Origin of the sequence: Tsuneonella deserti, assembly GCF_014644315.1 — a bacterium.
Taxonomy (GTDB): domain Bacteria; phylum Pseudomonadota; class Alphaproteobacteria; order Sphingomonadales; family Sphingomonadaceae; genus Tsuneonella; species Tsuneonella deserti.
Genome location: NZ_BMKL01000001.1, coordinates 558,764 through 580,911 on the forward strand (window position 1 = coordinate 558,764; position 22,148 = coordinate 580,911).

General features: G+C 64.4%; 14 protein-coding genes. 4 read left to right on the plus strand and 10 right to left on the minus strand.

All coding sequences use genetic code 11. The features are described 5' to 3' along the window. Positions 1 to 30: 30 nt before the first annotated feature. The 5 genes from IEW58_RS02455 to IEW58_RS02475 all read right to left on the minus strand — a co-directional run bounded on the left by IEW58_RS02455 (position 31) and on the right by IEW58_RS02475 (position 12,555). Positions 31 to 3,165 carry a TonB-dependent receptor domain-containing protein gene (locus IEW58_RS02455; protein ID WP_229658401.1) on the minus strand — a complete coding sequence of 1,045 codons (3,135 nt, stop codon included), beginning with the start codon at positions 3,163 to 3,165 and terminating at the stop codon, positions 31 to 33. 228 nt (positions 3,166 to 3,393) lie between these two features. Beyond that, positions 3,394 to 4,983, minus strand: coding sequence for a tetratricopeptide repeat-containing sulfotransferase family protein (locus IEW58_RS02460; RefSeq protein WP_188643670.1), 1,590 nt, complete (start codon positions 4,981 to 4,983; stop codon positions 3,394 to 3,396). Positions 4,984 to 4,994: 11 nt separating this feature from the next. Further along, positions 4,995 to 5,780 (minus strand): hypothetical protein, encoded by a 786-nt coding sequence (locus tag IEW58_RS02465; protein WP_188643671.1) that lies wholly within the window; start codon positions 5,778 to 5,780, stop codon positions 4,995 to 4,997. Between the two features lie 100 nt (positions 5,781 to 5,880). Beyond that, the gene (locus tag IEW58_RS02470) at positions 5,881 to 9,123 is read right to left on the minus strand and encodes a TonB-dependent receptor domain-containing protein (RefSeq protein ID WP_188643672.1); all 3,243 of its coding nucleotides are present in this window, start codon (positions 9,121 to 9,123) and stop codon (positions 5,881 to 5,883) included. 282 nt (positions 9,124 to 9,405) lie between these two features. Continuing rightward, complete coding sequence (locus IEW58_RS02475; protein ID WP_188643673.1) at positions 9,406 to 12,555, minus strand: TonB-dependent receptor; 3,150 nt, start codon at positions 12,553 to 12,555, stop codon at positions 9,406 to 9,408. A 348-nt stretch (positions 12,556 to 12,903) separates the two neighbouring features. On the opposite strand from IEW58_RS02475, the gene IEW58_RS02480 reads away from it, so the two are divergent. From IEW58_RS02480 to IEW58_RS02495, 4 genes are all read left to right on the plus strand, one after another. Continuing rightward, positions 12,904 to 14,076, plus strand: coding sequence for an acetyl-CoA C-acetyltransferase (locus IEW58_RS02480; protein ID WP_188643674.1), 1,173 nt, complete (start codon positions 12,904 to 12,906; stop codon positions 14,074 to 14,076). 47 nt (positions 14,077 to 14,123) lie between these two features. Beyond that, the gene (locus IEW58_RS02485) at positions 14,124 to 14,906 is read left to right on the plus strand and encodes an SDR family NAD(P)-dependent oxidoreductase (RefSeq protein WP_188643675.1); all 783 of its coding nucleotides are present in this window, start codon (positions 14,124 to 14,126) and stop codon (positions 14,904 to 14,906) included. Positions 14,907 to 15,077: 171 nt separating this feature from the next. Then, on the plus strand, positions 15,078 to 15,950 hold the full coding sequence (locus IEW58_RS02490; protein WP_188643676.1) for a crotonase/enoyl-CoA hydratase family protein: 873 nt from the start codon (positions 15,078 to 15,080) through the stop codon (positions 15,948 to 15,950). Between the two features lie 42 nt (positions 15,951 to 15,992). Next, the gene (locus IEW58_RS02495) at positions 15,993 to 16,469 is read left to right on the plus strand and encodes a MarR family winged helix-turn-helix transcriptional regulator (RefSeq protein ID WP_188643677.1); all 477 of its coding nucleotides are present in this window, start codon (positions 15,993 to 15,995) and stop codon (positions 16,467 to 16,469) included. A gap of 24 nt (positions 16,470 to 16,493) precedes the next feature. Here the strand turns inward: IEW58_RS02495 and IEW58_RS02500 are convergent, their stop codons facing one another. The 5 genes from IEW58_RS02500 to IEW58_RS02520 form a co-directional block, all read right to left on the minus strand. Then, positions 16,494 to 17,507: a type II secretion system F family protein gene (locus tag IEW58_RS02500; RefSeq protein WP_188643678.1), complete on the minus strand. Its 1,014-nt coding sequence runs from the start codon at positions 17,505 to 17,507 to the stop codon at positions 16,494 to 16,496. 10 nt (positions 17,508 to 17,517) lie between these two features. Then, a complete protein-coding gene (locus tag IEW58_RS02505) occupies positions 17,518 to 18,489 on the minus strand; it encodes a type II secretion system F family protein (protein WP_188643679.1) in 972 nt (323 codons plus the stop codon). 65 nt (positions 18,490 to 18,554) lie between these two features. Further along, positions 18,555 to 19,832 (minus strand): pilus assembly protein CpaE, encoded by a 1,278-nt coding sequence (locus IEW58_RS02510; protein ID WP_188643680.1) that lies wholly within the window; start codon positions 19,830 to 19,832, stop codon positions 18,555 to 18,557. Positions 19,833 to 19,836: 4 nt separating this feature from the next. Then, positions 19,837 to 20,508 carry a CpaD family pilus assembly protein gene (locus IEW58_RS02515; protein ID WP_188643681.1) on the minus strand — a complete coding sequence of 224 codons (672 nt, stop codon included), beginning with the start codon at positions 20,506 to 20,508 and terminating at the stop codon, positions 19,837 to 19,839. Between the two features lie 13 nt (positions 20,509 to 20,521). Continuing rightward, entirely contained in the window at positions 20,522 to 22,111 is a 1,590-nt protein-coding gene (locus IEW58_RS02520) for a type II and III secretion system protein family protein (protein WP_188643682.1), read from the minus strand. Between the last annotated feature and the right edge of the window lie 37 nt (positions 22,112 to 22,148).

Here is a 22,148-nt window from a genome sequence, read left to right on the forward strand (position 1 = left end):
CCGCCCTTTTCATTTCAGGTTCGCGATGGATCAGAAGGTCTTGTTGACCGACACCGCGAAACGGCGACCGAAGGCATCGTTGATCGAGCCCGGGATGAGGTAGCCATAATAAGCCTGGCCGATGCGATCGAACAGGTTGCTCACCGAGAACGTGAACCGGAAGTCGTCCTGGACGTCGAAGTACACGCTCGCATTCACGGTCGCGTAGCCCTTGTACGCCTGGATCTCGCGGACAGCCTCGGTGCGCGAAGCGATCTGCTTGCCCACGATGTTGGTCGAGATCGAGGTGCCCCAGTCGTCGTTCCAATAGCGGAAGTTCACCTGGCCGGCGAACTTCGGATCGCCGAACACGCCATCGCTCCGCGTCGGCGCCACACCGGTGGTGTCGATCAGGCGGCGGCGAACGTAGAGGCCCGTGCCGCCGATCTCGAACTTCGAGTCACTCGACAGGAACGGCGCGTCGAGGATCCAGTCGAATCCACCCTGGATGCCGGAGAAGAAGATCCGGTTTCCATTGATGAACTGGCTGGTGACCGCCGGGTTGGCCGCGTCATACGGAACCTGCCCCGTCGCGTCGCGACGGATCAGAGAGCAGAACGCGTTGCCGTTTGCCGGATCGCTTGCATCGAAGTTCTCGTTGTCGAAGCAGGCGGAGGCGATCTGCGCCACAGACAGCTGCGTGATCGGCTTCGTGATGTTGATCCGCACGTAATCGACGCTCGCCACGAAGTTCCTGAGGAACCGCGGACGCAGCACGGCCCCGAAGGTATAGCTGTTGGCCACTTCGTTATCGAGGTTCGGGTTGCCGCCCGACAGGCCGGGAACGGTGGCCTGCGAAGCCTGCAACGGCGTCGCGGTCGGGTACTTGGCCAGGAACGCCTCGCAGTTCCGGTTCCGCGTTTCCGGGGCCGGTCCGGCGTTGCGGTTGCCGGCCGAGCAGAGATCCGGGACGTTCGTGAACGTCGGCGAGATCGGCAGGAACAGCTCGGTGATCGCCGGCGCGCGGAACGACTTGGTGTAGTTGCCGCGGAAGGTGATGTCCGGGATCGGCGAGAACAGGCCGCCAGCGGCCCACGAGAAGAAGCCGCCGTTGACGGTGTTGTCGACGTAGCGGCCACGCCCAAACGCCTCGAGGCGGTTGATGAAGCCAATCCCGTTGCTGGGGGTAATCAGCGGCACGTTCACTTCGCCGAATACTTCGTCGACGTTGTACGAGCCGGACACCGGACCGATGGCCACCGAACGGCCAAGACCCTGCTGCTGGAACTCGCTCGGCGTGAAGCTGGCCGCCTCGCGGCGGTGCTCATAGCCGGCGCTCAGACCGACGCTGTTGCCGAAGATGTCGAACGGGCTGCCCGAAACCGTCGCCAGGAAGTCATCCTGCTCGAGCTTGGAAACCGTCCGGCTCTCCTGGATGACGTAGGCCCGTGCGGCGGGATCGGACAGGCCTTCACCCAGCAGGTTGAGCGGAACGCAGTTGGCATCCGCCACGGGAGTGCCGCCGGGCGCGGCATAGCCACCGCCGGTGGTCTTCGCCGTGGTGCAGACGATCTGTCCGCCCACCGACGCCACGTTCACAGCGTTGATGAAGTTCTGGCGGTTGATGTCCTGGCCGACGTCGGTGATGCGGTTGCGACCGAAGTTCGCGCTGACCTCGTAGTTGAACTCGCGTCCGTTGAAGAGGTTGAAGTCGCCGCGAACACCGGCGACCCCGCGATAAAGCCGGGTCTTGGAGTAGCCGGTCAGGTCGGCGAGATCGGCCGAGGCCCGGCTGACCTGGAACAGCGAAACGCCGCGCGAAACCAACAGGTCGCGCGCCTGGGTGGTCAGGAACGGCGAATTCACCGAGAAGGTGAGCGGGCCGTTCGCTCCGCCGAACAGGTTCGAGTTGAAGGAGGGCTGCTGCACCAGCTCGTCGCCGCGCGAGGTGTAGTAGGTTCCTTCCAGAAAGAAGGTCAGCGCCGGGGCGAGTTCCCAGGTCACGAAGCCGTTCGCGATGTCGCGCTTCAGGTCCGACGTGATCTGGCCGTAATCCGAAAAACGGAACGCGTTCGGGTCGCCGCCGCTGCCGTAGATGCCCGGGAACGCGATGCCGCGGTCGAAGGGGACCAGGTTGCCATTGCTGTCGAACTGGAAGTTGTATGCGGTGCCCGCGCCCCCGGCAGTGGCCGTGATGAGGCCGCCGCCCGTGAGGTATGGAATGGTGATGTCGCGGGCCAGGATGGTGCCCGGGATATCGTCGGTCGCGGTGCCATCGAACGGAATGGTCGTGTTGATGCGGCCGTCGTTGATCGAGGTGATGCCCGTGCGTCCGATCAGCGCGGCAGCCTGGGCCTCCGTCGGATTGGTCACGTTGCCCAGGTTGTCGCGGTAGAAGTCGCGCGCGTTCTGGAGGATGCCCTCGCTGCGGTCGCGCGAGTACGAAAGGGTGACGTTCAGTGCATCGTCGAGGAAGTTCTTACCCACGACGGCAGTGCCGTTGTAGCGGAAGCCATCGCCGCGCTCGGTCACGCCGGCGGTTGCCTGGAGGTCCACGCCGTCGAACTTGGTGTTGAGCACCACGTTGACCACGCCGGAGATCGCGTCGGAACCATAGACGGGCGCGCCGCCGACCGAAACGATGTCGACCCGCTCGGTAAGGGCGGTCGGGATGACGTTGAGGTCGACTTGGGTACCGGCAGAGGCCTGGTTGAACAGGGTCGCCACGTTCGATGACACGAAACGCCGGCCGTTGACGAGGGTGAGCGTGCGGTTGGAGCCGAGGCCGTAGTTGTTGACGAAGTTAACACCCTGGCCGAACGAACCCTGCGCGCCGTTCGGGGTGACCGAACCGCGGATCGCGGGGCCTTCGTTCAGTGCGTCGGCGACGTTGGTGATCGCGCGCTCGTTGATGTACTGGCTGCTGATGACCTGGGTCGGTTCGGCGCTATCGTAATCCGGGCGACGGATACGGCTGCCGGTGACGACGATCAGACCATCCGCGGAATCGCGCCCGTCAGCTTCGGTCTGTACGCCGTCGGGATTGTTCTCCAGCGGGCGGTCGGCCTCTTCGGTAGGCGCGGGGGCGTCCTGAGCGATGGCGGGCACCGCGATGATGCCAGCAGCCACGATCGTGGCGACCAGCGAAGTTGATCCGCGCAGGGCGGCCTTTGCAAAAACTTTCACTGTGATTGTTCCTTGACCCTGGGGCTGTGGAATCAGCCGCTATCTTTTTCGGTTGAAGTTCATAGCGATGGATGCGGTCCGGCCGGTGGGTGGACCGACATTCGTCCATGAACGGAACGGCTCGGTTTTCAACCGCAACCCCTACCGTGCGTTCTATTTGCCGGATACCGTGTTCAGATTGTCACACGCATTTATCAATATCGTGGGCCAAAAGGGCGATGCGCGCACCTAGTCCCGCGCCAAAGGACCCAGAACGTCGCGCAACGGACCAAGCCATTCGGCATAGGGCCGCCATACGTCCACGCCGTCGCGGTTCAGCGGACGGCGGACCTGCTCGCTGCTCGGCGTTCGCACGATCCGGTCCAGCCGGTGAAATTCCAGAATGGAATCGTCCCAAGGCAGGCCCAGTTGCTCGAGGACGGGCGCAATCTGCGCTTTGGGATCGCCGATCAGCGCAGCGTAGTCGACGTGGGCGACCATCCCCGGCGCAACGGCATCGAAGTGGTTCATCAATCGCACGTTGTCACGGTAGTTGCGGCCTACGTCCTCCAGGGTGAAGGAGGCCGCGTGCGCGTTGGTGAACGACTGCGTAAAGTTGGAAAAGCAGCAGTCCATCGCGTCGCGCCGGATGTCGATGAACCGCGCCTGGGGAAGGATCCGGCGGATGAAGAGTATGTTGCTCCAGTTCTGAGGCAACTTGTCGATGAAGAAGGGGCGCGTCGTTTTGCGGTGGAGCCTTGCGCGCTCAAGGTAATCGCGCCCCATCATCTGCGCTTGCTGGTCCGGGATGGATGCGATCGCTTCCGTTACCGCGACCTTGCCGCGGCGGGTGGCCATCTCGATGAATGTGCGCAGGATGGCCGGGATATAGGGCAGCTCTCCCACTGGCTCGATCTGGGGATGGCTGCCCAGCATCTGCTCCAGCAGCGTCGAACCCGACCTCGGCAGCGACACGATGAATATGGGCCTTTCATCGCCCACAGCATCGGTCGGCATCGCTTCGATGAACTGAGGCGTGACGATCCGTTCGACGTCGCCGATCTCGTCGCTCAACTGGCTCGCGTCGTACTGAAGGCTTTCAGCGCGCAGACGGTTGCCCTGCTCATAATGCGCGAATGCTTCGCGGTACTCGCCGCGGTCGTGATGCGCACGGGCGAGGGCGAACTCGAGCGGGGCGGAGTTGCGCACGTCGATCGCGATCGCGCGCTGTTGGCGCATGGTCTCGATGTCCTGTGCGTCGAGGACCGGCCGCTTGATGCTCGCAAGACCCCACCACGCCTCTCCGAATTCGGGATCAACCTCGGTCGATCGGCGATAGGCGGCGATGGCTTCCTCCACCCGGCCCGCCGCGCGCAGGTAATGGCCGTACGAGATCCACGCCGGCGGGAAATCGGGCTTGTCCCTCGTAAGGGCAGCCTGGAGCTCCAGCGCTTTGTCATTGTGGCCCAGCTTTTCATGCAGATTTGCCTGGATGCCGCGCAGGATCGGATCGCCTTCCTCCTGCAGCATGGACTCCACCAGCTTCAGGGCCTGCGCTGGCCTCTCCTGCTGGGTCCACACCGATAGCAGGTCACGCCTGACATCCCGGTCGGTTGTATCAGCTGCAAGCGCGCGGCGCAGGAAATGCTCGGCCTGGCCGAGGGCCCCCATCCGCAGGGCGACGTGGCCAAGCAAGGCTGTTCCACGCACTTCGCCGGGATAGCGGCGCAAATGCTCGATGAGCACCTGGGCCGCGGCGTCGTATTTGCCTTCCCGGGCAAGCAGTTGCGCCTGGGTGAGCAGGGGATAGCTGGTTATCGTGCCGGGAAACGTGGCCATGGCGGAAAAGCTCAGCTGTAGCCCAGGAGGGCGCGCAAACCGGGCGCCTGGTAGTCCACGAGCTCCCGGTGAACCTTCCCGAGCGTTTCGGGCAGCTCCAGCGCCACGCCGGTGAGGTTTTCGCGGGCCGTGGCGCTTTCCTTCCGGTCGGCGCCCACGCGAACGCGGTCGCGCCAGTCGCCGGGCAGGTCGATTCCGCAGGCGGCGAGCAGCTCGCCGAAAAAGGTTTCGGCGGCGCTGTTGTCCAGATCGCCGACGTGTTGCACCAGGTCTTCGAAGAGGACGACATGGCATCGCGCGCCGAGCCAGGCGGCCGCGTTGAGTTCATAGATCGCGTTCAGCGATGGCAGCTTCCCCGGCAATCCGAAGATCATCATCGTCAGCAGCTCGTCCGCCGACAGCGCTCCGGAGCGCAGGTGTTCGACGTTTCCGAAAAACTGTTCGGACAGCATGAACCGCGCCCGGGCGATCACCCAGTCGTAAGGGTCGCGATAGAGCACCACCCGGCGCGCGGGTGCGGTTTCGATTGCGGATGCGTCTGCGAAGAGGAGGTGACCCCAGCTTAGCCGCGGCTTGGCCGGATCGAATGCGGCGCGGTGCGACTTCAGGTTGGGCCATTGAATGAAGTCGGCGGTGTAGTGCTGTTCGACCGGGACGAACATGCGCAGGATGTTGCGGAGCAGGTGACTGCCGCTCTTGGGCACCGAGTTGAGGAATACCGGCTCCCGCAGAGGCGCCTGGCGGAACCGGGCGTTTGCTTCGTCCAGATTGTCACGCAAGACCATCACCTGCGGCATCGTCGGTCGTCCTCCCTTGCGGGCCGTAACAGAAGGGGCGGCATGTCGCCATGCCGCCCCCTGGCTCGGACCGCTCGTGCGATCCGAAAGTGCGTTTGTGTCAGAACTTCGCGGATACGTTGATAAACGCCCGGCGCCCGACGAACGGATACTGCGAGGCGGCCACGACCGGCCCGAGCATGTTGATCTGTTCGCCGTTGAGCACCGACACCCGCGGCGGACGCGTGTTGAAGATGTTGTTGACGCCAGCGGTGATCTCGAACCGGCCATCCGCGATCTCCTGGGTCACCGACGCGTTGTGGTAGAACGTCGTCGGGGTCTTCAGGTCGGGGCAGTAGGTGCCGTAGATCGGCAGCGGCGGGGTTTCGGCGGTGTTGAACGAGTCCAGGCACGGGCCACCGTAGCGATCTTCGAAGTCCTCCTGGTCGGAGGTGCCACCGATCACGTTGAGGCCGTAGAAGATGCTGAAGCCGGAATCGAACGCCCAGGTCGCGCGGAAATCGCCAACCCACCGCGGAGAGCCCGCTTCGCCGTTGCTCGATGTGGGAACCGAGGTGGGGAGAAGCTGGAAGCTGTCCTTGGTCTGCCAGGTCATGTCGGCCGACAGGCTCAACCGGCCCAGCGAGCCGAAGTTGTGGCGCAGGTTGGCCGAGACATCGACGCCGGTATTCCGCTGGCTGGCGATGTTCACGTACTGGTCGAAGATCTCGTTGATCTGGTAGATCGCCGTTGCGTTCTGACCGCGGGTGAACAGGTCACACAGCGGTTCGTTCGCGAAGTCCTCCGAATCGTAGCAACCGAACAGGATCGTGCCCGGCCCGAGCTGCGAGATTTCGCCCTTCACCCGGATGTCGAAGTAATCGACCGCGAGGTTGAACTGCGTGTCGCCCAGGAAACCGAAGTCCGGCGTCAGCACCGCGCCGATGACCTTGGCCTTCGAGGTTTCCGACTTCAGCAAGCCGAGGCCGCCCTGCGAGTATGCCGTGGCGGTGATGCCGCCGCCGGCATAGTTGCCCGGGATGCCATCGGCGGCGCAGTTGTCGGCGATGCGCTGCGATGTCGTGCCCTGCTGCAGGCCCGCGGCCCAGTTGATGCAGGGATCGATGCGCTGGCTGGGGAAGCTGGTCTGGTTGGCGAGGAACTGTTCGAACAGCGCCGGGGCACGGAAAGAAGTGCCATAGCTGCCGCGGAAGCGGATCCAGTCGGTAAGCGCCCAGTTGAAGCCCAGCTTGTAAGTGAAGTTGCCGTTATCCGAATAGGATACCCCGTCCGAAGCGCGGGTGGACTTCACGTTGGTCAGGCGGCCGGCGGCGGAAAACGTCAGGTTCTCGAAGAACGGCCGGTCGGCCAATAGTGGGATGTTGAGCTCGCCGAAGACTTCGGTCGTCACGCTCTTGCCGGCAGTCACGCCGCCCGAGGACGAACCCCAGGCGTTGCCGGCGAGGGTGATCTCGCCGGGCGTGTCGTTGATCTTGTCCTCGCGCGCCGTGGCACCGACCGCCACGCCGAGCGGCCCGCCGGGCAGTTGGAACAGTTCGCCCGAGAGCGTGGCTTCGACCGTCTTCTGGGTGTAGACGGTTTTGCCTTCTTCCCAGTCGAACAGATAATCGACCTGCTGCGGGGTCAACTCGCCGCGCAGGAAGTAGGGATCGGCCCAGGGCAGGTCCATACACTGCTTGCCGGAAACGGGCAGGGTGGTCCCGACGCACGATGCCGTCTGGAAATATCCGGCGTCGTAGGCGTCCTGCAGGATCCGCTCGTCACGGTAACGGCCGATGCTCTTGCTGTACTGGCCGTACAGTTCGTAGTGCCACTTGCTCGTGCCGCCGAAGTCGCCGCGAAGGCCGCCAACCGCGCGGTAATAGTCCACCTTCTGGCTGGAATCGGCATGATTGGTGATCGCGGTCGGGCTGATGTAGTTCGTGCCCTGGAAGCCGCCGCCCCAATAGTTCCAGTAGTTCCCGGCGCCGGTCGAATACAGATCGCCGGTATATCCGAAGTTCCAGAACTGGCGCCAGCCGTTCTGATAGGTCTCACGGCGATTGTACAGGAACTCACCGAACAGTTCGACCGCGTCGGAAATCTCGTAAGACCCTTCCGCGTACGCGGTATAGAGGTCGGTCTCCGGGATGATCGTCTGCTCTTCAACGAACGGGTGATAGGCGTTCTGCACCGCCATCGACGCGGCATTATAGCCCGTCGGGAACCAGCCGGCCGGGGCGCCAAAGTCGCCGTAACCGTAAGTAAGCTGCTCGCCCGTCACCGGGTCAAACGTGGGTGCAACCCCGTAGGAGGGCGCTCCGTAGGCCGGAATGCCCAGGGCGCCGCCACCCGGGCCGTTGGGATACTGGTACTGGAGCAGGACCGTGCGGCCGTTGGGCGAGGTCTGGATGCCCGTGTCCGGTCCTCCCGGGCCGTCAAGCTGGAGGTTGTCGATCAGGTTGTAGGTCCAGATGTGACCCCAGCGCAGGTCTTCGCAGTGCGGCTGGCCGGTGCGCGGGTCGATCAGGTCGGAACGGTTGCCGCTCTCGTCGAAAATGTAAGCTTCCGGGCAAGCGAGATACGAGCGGTCGCCGCGGTTCAGCTCGTTCGTGTGCGAATAGTCCCCGGCGACCAGGAAGTGGCCGCGGCTGAAGGTTTTGCCCCATGAAGCGCTGACGCGGTACTGCTCGCCCCCGGAATCGAACGGCACGGACACGTTCATGTCCAGCGACAGGCCGTCGGCACGGTCCTTGGTCAGGATGTTGACGACGCCCGCGACCGCGTCCGAACCGTAGATCGACGAAGCGCCGGTCTTGAGGATCTGGATATCCTTGATGATCGACAGCGGCAGGACGTTGAGATCGAACGACGACACGCCGCCGCGAGTACCCGCCGGGCCGGCGCGGCGACCGTTGAGAAGCACCAGGGTGCGGTTTGCGCCAAGGCCGCGAAGGTCGATCGTCTGGGCGCCGGGGCCGCCATCGGTGACGAAGTTCGACGAGATGGCCGAGGTGATCTGGGTCGATCCGGCGGCTACCGGCGAACTCTGCAGCGCGGCGGCGAGATCGAGCTTGCCTTCCTTGCGCGCGATTTCGGGGCTCACGATCGAGATCGGATCGGGGCTGTTATAAGGGGTGACCGACTGGATGCGCGAGCCGGTGACGACAATCCCCTGATCGTCGGACACCGGAGCAGCAGCATCGTCGCAAACGCCATCGGCGTCCGCGTCGACGCAATCAGACGCCGCGACCGCTGCATCCTGCGCGTAGGCGGGAGCTGCGAAGGCCACCAGCGAAAGGGCTGCAATGCCCGCGCCGGCCAGCAGGCCACTCTTTCCGCGCAGCGTCGATAGTCTGGTCATGTTTGAACTGTCCCCAACAACAAGAACGAGGTGCGCCAGAAGGTGGCCGCCTCAGTGAACTCGGGAGCAACTTTGGATAGGCCCGCGTCGAGACGCAAAATCAAATTGTGCTCGAAGGTCCATCCATTTTTCGGCTGTTGCTATATGACAACAATTCAGCAGGGCGAGGGATGGCCCGAGACCCAGTGGTCCTGTTCAGCGGCCGAGCGCATAGCGATGGGTCAAAAAAAGAGGCGGGTCTCGCGACCCGCCTCTCTCTTTGGTTCAATTCACATCCAGCGATTAGAACGTGATGTCGACACCCAGGCGCACGTAGCGCGGAGCCTGGTAGCCGGTCGGCAGACCGAAGTCCGGATCGGCGATGTAACCATCGGGCAGGCCGCTGGTGTTGTTTGCGTTGTAGATGGCATCCAGATCGCCGAACTCGTAGCGCGAGGTAATCGCCTTCGAGTTCAGCAGATTGAACACGTCCGCACGCAGGGTCATCACGTGATCGCCAAAGCGCAGGTTGTAACGGCCGCTCAGATTGAGCGTCGACAGCCACTGCGTCTTCTGGGCGGTGCCACGCGGGCTCGGCTCGCCGCCGCAGAAGTGCGATGCCGCACCGTATCCGCCGGCAAACACGTCGGTCGGATGCCAGCCGAAGCAGCTCAGCGGACGCGGCGACTGGACCTGCAGGAACGTACCGACGGTGAAGTCCTCGTTCAGGTGCACGCTTCCGTACAGCTTGAACTGGTGACGACGATCGTTCGGGAGCGGCCCGTAGGCATAGTCCACGAAGCCCGGCTGGTCGAAGTCCTGGGTGATGCCCGAGTCGTCCTGACCGAAGTCGGACTGCACGTAGCCTTCCGAGTTACCGCGGCTCTTCGACCAGGTGTAGCTGCCGCCGAACGAGTACACGCCGTTGTCAGCCCGATCGAAGCTGAACGTCACAGCGTCGTACTTGCGGGTCGCCTTGCCGTAACCGAGCTGGTCCGCAGTCAGCGTCACTTCCCGGCCGTCGATGTCGTAACCGGCGGCAAGCAGGTTGACGGTGACGTCCGAACCCGGGTTGTTGATCACGTACTGGTGATAACCGGTCCAGATCTGCTCGCACGAACGCGTGGCACCATCGCTGAGCCTGGTGGCGACGATGTTGTTCGCCGCGCAGTAGGCGTTGACCGCGGCGTCGATCGCCGAGTCCTCGGCCGTACGGTCGAGGTTGCGGTGGATGTAGGTCAGACCGAAGGTCCACAGGTCCATCTTGTGCTCGTACCCGAGGATGATCTCGCTCTCGCGGGTCGCCTTCAGGTTCGACGCGATGGCCTGCGAAGTATCGATGTCCGCACCGTCGCCGGTCACGTTGCAGTTGGTGAGCGAACCACCCGGAAGCAGCGCGAACGGACAAGCGGTCTGGTAGGTCCCGTTGTTGGTGACCTGGTCGCCCAGAACCGGAAGGCCGTTCACGACGCCGTCAAGGTAATAACGCTGACGGAAGTAGTACGACGGGGCGCCCTGGCGGAACGCCGTGTTGCTGGCGATCGGCAGGTAGTACCAGCCGTACGAACCGAAGAACTTGCCAGCGTCGCCGACTTCATAGGTGAAGCCCAGACGCGGAGCATAGTTCTCCTTGAGGTTGGCGATCGGCAGGCCACTCGGCTTGTTGACGCGGAAGTCGTCGCGGCGGACGCCCAGGTTAAGCGTCAGACGATCGGTGACGTCCCACTGGTCCTGGATGTAGTACGCCTGGTTCTTCGCCTTGAACGCACCGCCCGTGTTGAAATAGTTCAACTCGATGATCGGCTGGCCGGTAGCATCCGGCGCGCGGACGATCATCCGGTAACCCGCACCGCCAAGGATCGCATCGTAGGCTTGCTGGCTGAGCAGGCCTGCTCCCAGTAGCACGTCGCCACCGGTGGTGACGGACACGTGGTTGAGGGTGTTCTTTTCCTGATCGTAACCGAAGCGGACGTGGTGGTCGCCCAGCAGCGAGAAGCGAAGGTCGGCATCGGCGCGGAAGAACTTGCGCTCGGTGTCGTAAGGCGAGTCGATCAGCTGGATGCGCTGACCATTGAAGAACCCGCTATCCGGAACTCCGAAGACGGTGTCGGTCGACACGTTTACGAAGTATGGCGAGCTGCCTTCGCCCGCGGTCGTGGCGAAGTCGAAACGATCGCGAACCCGGCCGTAAGCGGCCGACAGCGTCAGCCAGTCGGTGAACTGACCGGTGTACTTGCCGACGAAGTTCAGGCCGCCGCTGTAGAAATCGGTAACGGCAGGGGCCGCACCGATGACCGGAGCACCATCAGCGCCGGTGGAGTACGTGCGGTCGAAACGCGTAGTCGTGTTGCGCGTATCGAAGATCGTGAACTCAAGGTGCTGGCTGTCGATCGGATAGGCATCGACCTTCACGCCCCAGAACGGATCGTCGTTCTTGCGCTCATAAGCGGTGCCCGCAGCCGGCGCGTTGGTCAGGCTGGTGGTGCGCTGGAACTGGCCCATGCCATAGACGAACAGACGATCCTTGATGATCGGCAGGCCGGCTTCGAGCGTGACAAGCAGAGAATCGGCTTCGTCGTAGTGCCGGTTGGTGATCGGGATCGGAACGCCGTTGGGCTGGGTGAACAGGTTCTTCCCGTGCGAACGCAGGAAGTCCGGAGCCCAGTCGATGTGCGCGGCAGCGAAAAAGTCGTTGGTGCCCGACTTGCTGACCGCGTTGACGATGCCGCCGGTGGCACGGCCGTATTCGGCCTGGTAGCCGCCGTTCTTAACGTCGACGTTCTTGTAGAAGTAGAACGGGACGGTGGCGCCGCCGAGGTAGTTGTCGAAGTTGGTCAGGTTCATGCCGTTGAGGTAGTAGGCATTTTCCGCAACCGACGAACCGCCGATCGAGGGCAGGTAGCCGAAGCTCGCGTCGCCGATCGTGGTGTTCGGCGCCAGCAGGACGACGTCGGTCAGGGTGCGGCCGAGCGGCTTGTCCTTGATGAAGTCCTCGACGTCGACCGAAAGGCCAACGGTGGTGCCGGTGAAGGCCTGCTGAATCCGCGCGCCGGTAACGACGATGACGTCGCCGGCGGTCAGCGGGATGGTGAGCTGGGTCGTGGTCGACGGCTGGATGACCACGCCTTCCGCGCGATAGCTCGCGCCAGCGGCATTGCTCGCCTCGACGTTATAGGTGCCGGGGGCCAAGTCATTGACCGAGAAGTTGCCGTTGGGGCCGGTCGTGGCGGTACGCGACACGCCGCTTTCCTGCGAGGTGAGGACGACGGTGGCGCCAGCAGCCGGAGCGCCGGCTTCGTCGGTCACGCGGCCGGTGAGAGCACCGGAGGTGTAGTCCTGTGCGTGAAGCGCGGCGGTCGGAAGGGCCGTCGCAGCGACGCCCGTGCCGACGACTGCCAGCACGCGCAGAGCTGAGCTCGACGCGAGCAGCTGTTTGCGGAGTTTGCTCATCATGTTTTCTGTTCCATCCCCTATCCAGAGCAGGCTCGATGTCGCCTGTCCGATTCTGAGTTCCGCGCCCTCTGGCTGGGTCAATCCAACAGGTTCGGCGGAATGCGGGCTCTGGTGACAACGGGGCAGCAGTTTTGCAAACGGGAAGCTGTGAACCGGGGCACAACGGCAAGCCGGTGTTGCAATTCAGTGACAGCGCAGGTTTTGCGGGTCACCGTGCTCGTCATCGCGCGCAAGACCAAAGCTGGACAGATCCGCGATTGAGTTAGTTGCCATTCGCAACCTAGGGTGCTTTAGGCGAGGGAAATTAACCGGGCCCGTTGGAGGGCTCCGCAGTGAGAGGGACTATCAATGGGCGCCGCTTATATCGTCGATGCCGTCCGCACCGCAGGCGGCCGCCGCGGAGGACGCCTGGCCGGGGTGCACCCGGTCGATCTTGCCGCGGCATCGCTCGATGCGCTGGTGAGCCGCACGGGCATCGATCCCGCCCGGGTGGATGACGTGGTGATGGGCTGCGTGACGCAGGCCGGCGAACAGTCGATGCAGGTCGGGCGCATGGCGGTGCTCGCTTCGAAGACGCTGCCGCAATCGACCCCCGCGGTTACGATCGACCGCCAGTGCGGCTCGTCCCAGCAGGCGATCCAGTTCGCCGCCCAGGCCGTGATGAGCGGGACGCAAGACGCGGTCATCGCCGCCGGCATCGAAAGCATGACCCGCGTGCCGATGGGCACCAGCGCGACGTTCCACATGAAGGAGGGCATGGGCCACTACAAGTCGCCCGGCCTCGAGGCGAAGTACCCAGGCATCATGTGGTCGCAGTTCGCCGGCGCGGAGATGATCGCCGACAAGTACGGCTTCTCCAAAGAAGACCTCGACCGCTTCGCCTACGAAAGCCATCGCAAGGCGATCGCCGCGACCGAGAGCGGAGCGTTCGAGCGCGAGATCGTGCCGATCACCATCCAGACGCCGGAAGGCGAGGCGCAGCACACGGTGGACGAGGGCATCCGTTTCGATGCCACGCTGGAAAGCATCGCAGCCGTGAAGCTGCTCAAGGAAGGGGGCAAGCTGACCGCAGCCACCTCCAGCCAGATATGCGACGGGTCGAGCGCGGCGCTGGTGGTGTCTGAAACCGCGCTCAAGGAACTGGGCCTCACGCCCCGCGCGCGCATCCATACGCTGACGGTGACGGCGGGCGACCCGGTCATCATGCTCGAGGAACCGCTGTTCGCGACCGACAAGGCGCTCAAGCGCGCCGGGCTCAGCATCGGCGACATCGACCTTTACGAAGTGAACGAGGCATTCGCCTCCGTGCCGCTGGCATGGCTCAAGCATGTCGGCGCGGACCCGGAAAAGCTCAACGTCAACGGCGGGGCGATCGCGCTCGGCCACCCGCTCGGCGCCAGCGGCACCAAGCTGATGGCGACCCTGCTGAACGCCCTCCATGCGCGTGGGAAGAAATACGGCCTGCAAACGATGTGCGAAGGCGGCGGCGTCGCCAACGTCACGATTATCGAGGCGGTCTAGGACCCCTCGGCACGATTCAAACGGTTTATCCAGACGGGAGAGTATTCATGAAAGTCGATAGCAACACCGCCGCCGTCGTCACCGGCGGCGCCTCGGGCCTCGGCGCGGCAACCGCCCGCGCGCTCGCGGCGAAGGGCGCCAAGGTCGCCATCTTCGACCTGCAGGCTGAAAAGGGCGAGGCCGTCGCCAAGGAAATCGGCGGCGTGTTCTGCGAAGTCAACGTGACCGACGACGCCTCGGTCGATGCCGGGTTCGAAAAGGCGCGCGCGGCTCACGGCCAGGAGCGCATCCTCGTCAACTGTGCGGGCACCGGCAACGCGATCAAGACCGCCAGCAGGTCCAAGACCGACGGCAGCATCAAGCACTTCCCGCTCGACGCGTTCAACTGGATCATCCAGATCAACCTCGTCGGCACCTTCCGCTGCATCGCCAAGTCGGCCGCGGGCATGCTCACGCTGGAGCCGATGGAAGACGGCGAGCGCGGCGCGATCGTCAACACCGCTTCGGTCGCGGCCGAGGACGGCCAGATCGGCCAGGCGGCCTACTCCGCTTCGAAGGGCGGGGTGGTCGGCATGACTCTGCCCATCGCGCGCGACCTGATGAGCGAAGGCATCCGGGTGAACACGATCCTCCCGGGCATCTTCAACACCCCGCTGATGAACGCCGCGCCGCAGCAGGTGAAGGACGCGCTGGCCGCTTCCGTCCCGTTCCCCAAGCGTCTCGGCAATGCCGAGGAGTACGCCATGCTCGCCATGACCATGATCGAGTGCGGCTATTTCAACGGCGAGGACGTCCGCCTCGACGGCGCGATCCGGATGGCGCCGCGCTGATCGCGGGGCCATGTCCTTTCCTACATCGGCCGGCTCGCGTTAGCGTGGCGGCATGATGCATTTCCGGCGCCTCGACCGTTCCGCTTTTCGCGGTCCGGTGGAGGCGCCTTTTTATTGCCCAGGACAGTGGTCCATGTGGTCCATGGGTCCAACAAACCGAGGGAGCGGCGCATGAGCGGGTACAGCCAGATCAGGTACGAGGTGCAAGGACCGGCGGCGGTCGTCACGCTGAACCGGCCCGAGAAGATGAACGCTTTCACCCGCACGATGATGGACGAGATCATCGCCGCGATGGACGAAGCCGATGCCGACGACAGGGTGCGCGCGGTCGTGTTCACCGGTAGCGGAGAGCGTGCATTCTGCGCTGGCGCCGACCTTACGCCGGAGGGCGGGGGCCACGTGTTCTCCGACCCGAACCCGGTCGAGGACTTGTCCGACGAGCGCGTGCGCGACGGGGGCGGGCGGCTGACCTTGCGCCTGTTCGACAGCAAGAAGCCTTTGATCTCGGCCTGCAATGGCGTCGCGGTGGGCGTGGGCGCGACGATGCAGCTTCCCATGGACATCCGCCTGGCTTCCGACAACGCGCGCTATGGTTTCGTCTTCGCAAGGCGCGGCATCGTGCCGGAAGCCGCCTCGAGCTGGTTCCTGCCTCGTCTTGTCGGGATGCAGACCGCGCTCGAATGGTGCATGACCGGCCGCCTGTTCGATGCCGCCGAGGCGCGGGACCGTGGGCTGGTGCGCTCGGTCCATCCCCAGGGAGAGTTGATGGACGCGGCGCTCGCGATCGTCGACGAGATCGCCGGCAATACGTCCGCCGTCTCGATCGCGATGACCCGCGCGATGCTGTGGCGCCTGTCGGCCACCGAGCACCCGATGATGGCTCACCGGATCGACAGCCGCGCGATCTACCGTCTCAGCCGCAGCGCCGACGCTCGTGAGGGGATCCAGAGCTTCCTCGAAAAGCGCAGCCCCCGATATCCCGACACCGTGAGTGGCGACATGCCCGATTTCTATCCCTGGTGGGATGAGCCCGGGTACCGGTGATCCGCTTGCGTTGGTGAATAGTTACCGTAGAAACCGCTTGCTATGGCCCACGACCCAACACCAGCGCGGCTGGCGGATTTCCTTCCCTATCTGCTCTCGGTCACGTCGAACGCGGTCAGCGGCCGGGTGGCCGAAGTGTACCGGTCGCGGTTCGGCCTGCGCATACCAGAGTGGCGCGTCATGGCGGTACTCGGCGATTCCGGCGCGTTGACGCAGCGCCAGCTGACGGGGGCGACCTTGATGGACAAGGTGGCCGTCAACCGCGCCTGCAAGGGTCTCGAGGAGCGCGGCCTGGCTGTTCGCACCGCCAACGCCCTGGACGGGCGCTCGCACCACCTGGAGCTGACCGCGGCGGGCAAGGCGATGCACGGCCAGATCATGCCGCTCGCGCTCGGCATGGAGAAGCAGCTGTTCGAAGATTTCTCCGAAACCGAACGGGAGGATTTCGCGCGCTTTCTCGGCCGCCTGCGCGAAGCTTCGGCAGGCCTGGGAGGTGAGCCCGAAGGCGGACCCGACTGACTTGGCAGCCGGGCCCTGCGGGTCTTACTTCGCGCCGGGGCCGCCGCCCGAGAACGCGTCGCTGATCGAGCAGGCCGCCGGGCCGAGGATGACGACGAACAGGGTCGGCAGGATGAACAGGATCAGCGGCACCGTCATGATCGCGGGAAGCCGGGCGGCCTTCTCCTCGGCGCGCATCATCCGCTCGTTGCGGAACTCCGCCGACAGCACGCGCAGCGCGCTTGCCAGGGGGGTACCGTAACGCTCGGTCTGGATCATCGTGGTCACCACGCCGCGGACCGAGTCCAGGTCGACGCGGTAGGCGAGGTTGTCGAACGCCATCTTGCGCTCGTTGAGGAACGACAGCTCGATCGCGGTGAGCGCGAATTCGTCACCCAGTTCGGGATAGGCGCGGCCGAGCTCCTTGGCGACGCGGTTGAACGCAGCGTCGACGGTCAGTCCCGCCTCGGCGCAGATGACCAGCAGATCGAGCGCGTCGGGAAGCCCCTTGCGAACGAGGTCGGTCCGCTTCTTGGCCTTGTTCTTGAGGTAGATTTCGGGTGCCTTGTAGCCAATGCCAACTGCCGCCGAGAGGGCGAACAGGCGCTTCATGCTGCCCCAATCGGGATAGAGGTTCATCAGGTAGATGACCACGAAGGCGATCAGGCCGAACAGAATCGGCAGGATCGCGCGGGCACCGATCACGTAGACCGCCAGTTCCTTGTTCCGGTAGCCGGCCCACGCGAGCTTCTGCTGGATGACTTCCAGCTGGCTCTGCTGGAGCACTTTCATGCTCGCGAGCGCCCCCTTGACCTTGTCGGTCGAGTCGGTGCGCCGCATCAGGCTGGTGCGCTTGCGCGCGTTGGTCTTGATGATGCCCGCCTTGAGCTCGTCGCGCCGCGCGGAAAGCGCCTTGACGCGCTTGGCCATCGGGTCCTTGACCGTCACCGCGGCATAGATCGCCAGGATGACCGCGAAAGCGGCGACCGCGGCGAGCATCGTCCCGATGAGGATGACGTCGAAGCCGAGGAGAGTGGGTCCTGATGAGTTGCTGATCATGGCGTCCGTCTCAGATCTCGAAGTTGACCATCTTGGCCATGATGAACACGCCGATCCCCATCCAGACCATGCCGCCCATTCCGGCGACGATCAGGCGATCCTCGTAGAAGAATCCCGACAGGTACGTCGGATTCATGAACCAGATGAGGATGAAGACGATGAAGGGCAGCGATCCGACGATATAGGCCGATGCCTTGGATTCCGAGCTCATGGCCCGGATCTTCAGCTTCATCTGGCTGCGCTTGCGAAGCACATCGGCGAGGTTCGACAGCGTTTCGGCAAGGTTGCCGCCCGTTTCACGCTGGATCGCCAGGGTGATGCAGAAGAAGTTGAATTCCGGGATAGCCAGCCGGTCGGCGGTGACGTTGAGCGATTCTTCCATCGTGCGGCCGACCTTGATGCGGTCAGTGATCGCCTTGAATTCCTCGCCCACCGGCCCCGGCACCTCGTGGGCGACTACGGCCAGGGTTTCGGTAACCGGAAGACCCGAGCGCAGGCCACGGACCAGCAATTCGATCGCATCGGGAAACTTGGCGTTGAACTGGTTGGTCCGTTTCTTGATGAAATGGTTCACCACCATGTGCGGAAGGCCGGCGCCGATGAACAGGCCCACCGCGAGCGACAGGATCGGCGCGCCCGTGCGGAGGAAAATCAGCACGCTGATGACAAGCGCGATGCCGCCGCTGGTGTAGAAGTACTGCGCGAGCGTCCAGGACTTGCCGCTGCGGTTGAGCCGGTTGGCCAGCGCTTCCATGCGGGAGCCCGATCCGGCGACCTTGAAGGACTGGGGCTTGCGGGCCGCGATCGCCTTCTTGAGCTGGGATTCGACCTTCGTATCCGTGCTTTCCGAGTGGCGGTAGCGCACCGCCTGGAGGCGGCGGGTGCTTTCCTTCGCGATCGAGGGTCCCGACAGCGCGGTGTATGCCAGCGCCAGCATGGCCGTGAGGGCGCCAGCGAACATTAGCAACTGGAGAACGCTCATCAGATGGTCCGCCTTCCTCAAATACCGGGGTCAGCGCCGCCGCACCTTGGCGGCGGCGCTGCGGTTCAAGCGTCCGCTCGCGCAGGCGCCTTTTCTTTCTTGGCCAGCAGCGATTTCAGGTCGAAGCTGCCGAGAAGCGACTTCTTGCCCGCCTGTTCGACCGTCGCATCCTCGTCGCTCGCGCCGATTACGCGCTCGGCCACCTGGCGGATCGTCTGGCTCGCCTTGCTCGCGCGGTTCGCGTCGACGAACGTCTGTCCCAGCTTGGCGGCATTGGACGCCGCCTTGAGGTCGTAAGGCACCATGAAATCGATCTTGCGCTCGATCGATGCCTCGAAGTCGGCCTTGCTGATTTCCGCCACGCCTGGCTGCACCTTGTTGGCGACGACGATCGGCTGCGCATGAGCCGCATTGGCCTTGAGCCAGCTGAGGATGCGGATGGTATCGCGAGCGCTCGCCAGCGTCATTTCCGTAGCCAGCAGCACGACGTTCACATCGGCGAGCAGGTGCGGGAAGTTGATCAGCATGTTGCGCGGAAGATCGATGACCGTCATCTCGAACGCGTGGCGGAACTCCTCCTCCAGCTGAACGAAGGCACTGCCGTCGGTCATCAAGGGCGCGTTGATCGGCGCCTCCGCCGACAGGATCGCCAGGTTGTCGTTCGCCCGGATCATCGCCCGCTCGATGAACAGCCCGTCGATCCGGCTCGGGTTGTCGATCGCGTCGGTCAGGCCGCGGCCAGGTTCCAGATCGAGCGACAGGGCGCCCGTGCCGAAGTGCACGTCAAGATCAAGCAGGGCGGTGGGCAGCTTGTGGTCGGACGAAAACAGCCAGGCAAGCGAAGTCGCCAGGGTGGAAGCGCCCACGCCGCCGCGGGTGCCGACGACCGCCGTGGAGATATGGCGTTTAGACGCATCAGGGTCGTTCGCCTTGGGCGAGGCGAACACCGTTTGCGCGTGGTTGAGCGCATCGCGCAGCTGGCTCGCCGATAGCGGCTTCAGCAGGTAGTCGTGGATCCCGCTCGCGAGCAGGTCGCGATAGAGGTGCACGTCGTTGACCTGGCCGATGGCGACCACCACCGTGCCGGGTTCGCAGACTTCGGCCAGGGCGTTGATGTCGTTGAGCGGATCGCCGCTTTCCGACAGGTCGACCATCAGGATGTTCGGGCTCGCGGCGACCGAGAGCGACTGGACCGCGTTGCGCAGCCCGCCCTTGGCGCACTTTTCGGGCTGCCAGCCCATTTCGATGACGACCGGGCGCAGGGTGTCGAGCGCGGTTTCGTCGCAGATGAAAGCGGCAAACGGATCGCGTCCGCCGGCACCGGGTTTCCAGGGCGCATTCATGATCTCAGTTCCCTCCGCTTCCGCTTCCGCCTGTCGAGGCGCCGGTTGATTTCAGCTCGCCGGCTCCGGTGTTCGGCTTCTCGCGATATGTCTCGATCGCCTTGTTCGAGCTCATGATGACCGTTTCGCCGCTGCCGGCCTGGCCGTTGAGCAGGTCTTCGGGATTGGCGACCATGGCGGCCAGATTGCCGTTGACCGCGCAGCCGTAGCCGGGCGAGGTGGCGTTGGCGTAGTTCATGTCGCTCCGCTTGCCCCAGTCGGGGCAGCCCGGGACGCTGGCTGTCGTGCGGGTAATCACCACGCGCGCGCTGCCCGGCTGCAGGAAGCCTTCGGTCACCGGGGCGCCATCCGCCAGGAGGAGCCCATGACGCGCCGCGATGCGCGAAACCGCCTCGCGGGTCGCTCCATTCGACATCGGATCATCGATCGAGACGCGGTCTCCGTAACGAAGCTTCATCGTGTCGAACCAGGCGGACAGGCGCTGCTGCTCTGCGATCGGCAGGCCTTCGTAGCCGGTGGCCACGTCGAGCGTGTAGCTGGTGCGTTCGACCACCGGCTGCTTGACCGAATAGAGACTGCGGTTGTCCATCGCGCCGGGCGCGTTGCCGCAAGCCGAAACCGTCACACCGAGGGCGAGGGCAAGAGCGCCTGCCAGATTGCGTTTGGTGGTGGTCATCACTCTCACCTTCTCAGTTGAAGCTGAAGCCGGGGGCGGCGACGTCGTTTCCGGCGGTGCGCTGCTTGCGGCGTTTCTTGCCGGACGACCCGGACTGGCTGGGCATCACCGCACTCGGCTGGGCCTGCGAGATCGCTGGTCCCGCCGGCACCTGGCCCTGCACCGCGGTGGGTGCCGGAGCCGTGGAGAGACCCGAGGCCGACTCCTGCATGCCGAACAGCCGCGCCGCTTCGTTCGGGGCGTTGAACCCGTCGGTCGGCAGCTTGATGTCGTTCCCGTTGACCGGGTTGACCAGGTACGGGGTGACGATGATCACCAGCTCGGTCTCGCCCTTGCGGTAGCTGGTCGAGCGAAACAGGTTGCCGAGGATCGGCACGTCGCCGAGGCCCGGAGCTTTCTCGATCGTGTTCTGCGAGTTGTTGCTCATCAGGCCGGCGATCATGAAGCTCTGGCCCGAACCCAGCTCGATGGTGGTTTCCGCCCGGCGCGTCGTCAGCGCGGGGATCTGGAAGCCATTGAGCGTGACCGAACCCTGGCTCGAGATTTCCGACACTTCCGGTCGTACCCGCAGCGAGATCCGGCCGTTGGCCAGAACTGTCGGCGTATAGGCAAGGCTGACGCCGTATTTCTTGTACTCGATGGAGGTGGAGCCCAGGCCCTGGCTGATGGGAATGGGGAATTCGCCGCCCGCGAGGAAATCGGCCGTCTCGCCCGAAAGCGCCGTCAGGTTCGGCTGGGACAGGGTCGTCACCAGGCCGACACGCTCGGCCAGGTCGAGCGCGCCCAGGATGTCGACCCCGAACAGGCGGCCGAAGCCGGCCAGGGTGCTTCCGCCGGTTACCGGAAGAACCGAAGTGCCGTCGATGTACCTCTTCGGGTCGAGCGGATCGGGGATCTTCACTACCGTGCCGGTGCCCAGAGCCTGCCCCGGTCCTACGTAGGTGCTCGGATTGTAGCCCCCGCGCCCTTGGGCGACGCCGAACTGGAAGCCGCTGGAGCTGTCGATCGAGGTCAGGTTGACCCCGATCTCGCGCACCAGCGAACGGCTGACTTCGGCGAACTTGACCTGCAGGTTGACCTGCAGCGGAGTCGCCGTCTTCAGCCGGCTGATGACGTTGGCGTCGTCGCCGACGAAGGCCTGGACGAGCCTCTCGGCCTCGGCGGCGTCTTCGGGCGCGGCGACCGTGCCGGTCAGCAGGAAGGTGTTGGTGCCCATCGTGGACACGTTCACTTTCGCCTCCGGCATGGCGAGGGCCAGCATCTGGTCGACGCTGTCGATGTTCGATCCAACCCGGACGTTTGCGGACCAGATCACCGCGCCGGCCTTGTTGCTGGCGTAGATCGTGGTCACGCCGCCGGCCTTGCCGAACAGGAACAACTGGTGCTCCGACTTGACCTGAACATCCGCGACGGAGTCATTGGCGACGAAGACATCGGCCATCGTCCCGGGCACGTTGATCAGCTCGCCGCGGCCGATGGACAGGTTGATGTCACGGCTGGGAGAAACGGTTTCCTGGGCGTTCGCGGGCAGGGCGGGCAGCCCAGCGAGCGGCGCGAAGGAGATGCCGGCCATCAGCAGCGCGGCAGTAAGGCGGCGGTTCATTGTCTTGCCCCTCGAATGGATCCGGCGATCGCCGAAA